This is a genomic window from Streptomyces sp. NPDC058964 (assembly GCF_042741275.1).
Taxonomy (GTDB): domain Bacteria; phylum Actinomycetota; class Actinomycetes; order Streptomycetales; family Streptomycetaceae; genus Streptomyces.
The window spans coordinates 1-2,310 of the sequence record NZ_JBHYKH010000007.1 but is presented as its reverse complement, the minus strand read 5'-3'; the positions used below and the strand labels follow the sequence as shown (position 1 = coordinate 2,310).

Annotated in this window: 2 protein-coding genes; both read left to right on the top strand. The window is 72.4% G+C overall.

What is annotated here, in order from left to right; genetic code table 11:
* The first annotated feature begins 252 nt into the window (after window positions 1–252).
* Entirely contained in the window at window positions 253–1,473 is a 1,221-nt protein-coding gene (locus ACFW2E_RS01630; protein ID WP_384459678.1) for a serine hydrolase domain-containing protein, read from the top strand.
* Window positions 1,474–1,530: 57 nt separating this feature from the next.
* Window positions 1,531–2,214 (top strand): hypothetical protein, encoded by a 684-nt coding sequence (locus tag ACFW2E_RS01625; RefSeq protein WP_384459675.1) that lies wholly within the window; start codon window positions 1,531–1,533, stop codon window positions 2,212–2,214.
* The last annotated feature ends 96 nt before the right edge of the window (window positions 2,215–2,310 follow it).

Here is a 2,310-nt window from a genome sequence, read left to right as displayed (position 1 = left end):
GGGCGCGCGCGCGGTGCGCCCGCCCACACCAGCTGCCCCCGGTGCCCGCGGGCGGCGCCGGCGGGGGCGCGGGGGCGGGGCGGCGCCGCCCCCCCCCCCCCCCCCGCGGACGCGCACCCCCGCGTCAGGGGGTGGGCACCAGTGTTTCCCGGGGGTTTGCCCCCCGCCGGCCCGGTGGCCCGCGCCATGTCGGAGCGCGCCGTCGCCCGGTTGACTGTCGTCCCGTACACGCGACGACGGGGAGGGTCTTCCATGACCGTGCGTGCGAGGAGGTTCGGGGGTGCCGTCCTGGCCGGTGCCCTGCTGGCCGTGGGCTCGACGACGGCGGCCGCGCCGAACACGGCGCCGGAGCACCAGGTGACCAAGGGCTCCGCCCACGCCGCGGCCGAACTGCGGCGGGACGTGGCCCGGGTACGCCAGGCGGGCGGCGGCAGCGTGAACGTGGTGGCCCGGGTCGACACACCCACCGGGCCGCTCCGCGCACGCACCGGTACGGCGGCCGCGGGCTCGGCGGCGCCGGTGCCGTGGGACGCCGAGTTCCGCATCGCCAGTACGACCAAGACCTTCGTGGCCGTCGTCGTGCTCCAACTCGCCGCAGAGAAAAGGCTCTCGCTGGACGACACCGTCGAGCACTGGCTGCCCGGCACCGTGGCCGGCCACGGCAACGACGGTCGGCGGATCACTGTGCGGGACCTGCTGCGGCAGACCAGCGGCCTGTTCGACTACACCGACGATCCCGGTGTCCGGCGGATGCTGCAGGACTTCGACGCCAACCGCTACAACGACACTCCCCCCGCCGGACTCGTCGCGATCGCGACGAAGCACCCGCCCCTGTTCACCCCACAGCCCGGTGGCCGTACGCGCTGGGCCTACTCCAACACCAACTACCTGGTCGCGGCGATGATCGCCGAGAAGGCCGGCGGGACGGGCTGGCGAGAACTGGTCGAACACCGTGTCATCGCACCGCTCGGACTGCGCCACACCTCGATACCGGGCGCGAACCCGTTCCTTCCCGAACCGCACGCACGGGTCTACCTGACCGACGCCGACGGTGAACGGCTCGACGTCACCGACCACAGCTACCAGCACACCGCGGACTCCGGCATCGTCAGCACCACCGCGGATCTCGACACGTTCTTCCGGGCGCTGACCGACGGCAGACTGCTGCCGGCCGCGCAGTGGGACGAGATGCGGCAGACCGTCCGCCGCACCGACGACCCCGAGGACGTCAAGGAACAGCCACTGGGTGACTACGGCCTCGGACTGCGCACGATCCCCCTCTCGTGCGGAGGCTCGTACCACACGCACGAGGGCGACGGCCCGGGCGTCTACACCCGCCCCGCCGTCAGTGCCGACGGACGGCGCGCCGTGACGGTCTCCATCACCACCACCTCCGCTCTGGCGGACCTGCCGACCCTCAACCGAGCCACCAACACCCTGATCGACCACGCCCTGTGCGCCGACGCCGGGTAGTCCGGTCCTCTGCAGAGGCCGCGCCGGCTCGGCCCGGGATCACGCATGATGATCAGCATGACTTCCATAGCCCAGACCCCGATCACCGGCCTGGACCTCACCGGGTTCACCGAGCTTGAGCCCGGCGTGTGGACCGACGAGGCAGGGCTCGTCCTGTCGGTCCACTTCTTTCCCCTCGTCCCGGACCTGCCGGCCCCGCTGCACGAGCCTGAGAGGCTGCGGTTCGAGCGTGCGCAGGGCACGGCGGGGGCCGGGGGCGGCCTCATCGAGGCGGTCGTCGGAGCCGTGGACGGTGTCCCCGCGCTGCGCCAACTGGTCAAGATGCCGTTGCAGAGCAGGCCGGGGCAGGCCTTCATCGGCAGCTGGACGCTGCCGAAGGACCGCTGCAGCACCGTGGTGAAGGTGCAGGCCGCGGAGGGCGCGACGACCGGTCTGCGGGAGGCGATGGTGATGAATCAGGTGGGGCCGGCCGACTACTTCCAGCCCCACCCGTACGCCGGCGGCGGGCAGTTCGGCGGACTGCCGTACCACGTGGCCGACCTGGAGCAGTGGGATCCCCGGTTCCCCGACCACCCGCTCACCCTCGTACGCGCCGCACTGCACCGCATCACGCCGACGGTCACGCTCCACGAGCAGTTCAAGACCCTGCCGCAGTTCAGCGGCCCCACTCCCCCGCCACACCCCGGCCCGGCCGCCCCGCCCGCGCCCCGGCGCGGATGGTTCCGCCGCAGGGACGTCTAGTAGCAACGCTGTTCAGTTAGGGCGGTCTGGGCCGCGTCAAGGGTCGGTTGTGAGCATGTTGATGCTGATGGTGGCCTTGTAGGTGGTCCGGTCAAT

Excerpts from the sequence above, each read along its gene's own strand:
- ACFW2E_RS01630 (WP_384459678.1), top strand. The coding sequence starts at position 253 with ATGACCGTGCGTGCGAGGAGGTTCGGGGGTGCCGTCCTGGCCGGTGCC.
- ACFW2E_RS01625 (WP_384459675.1), top strand. The coding sequence starts at position 1,531 with ATGACTTCCATAGCCCAGACCCCGATCACCGGCCTGGACCTCACCGGG.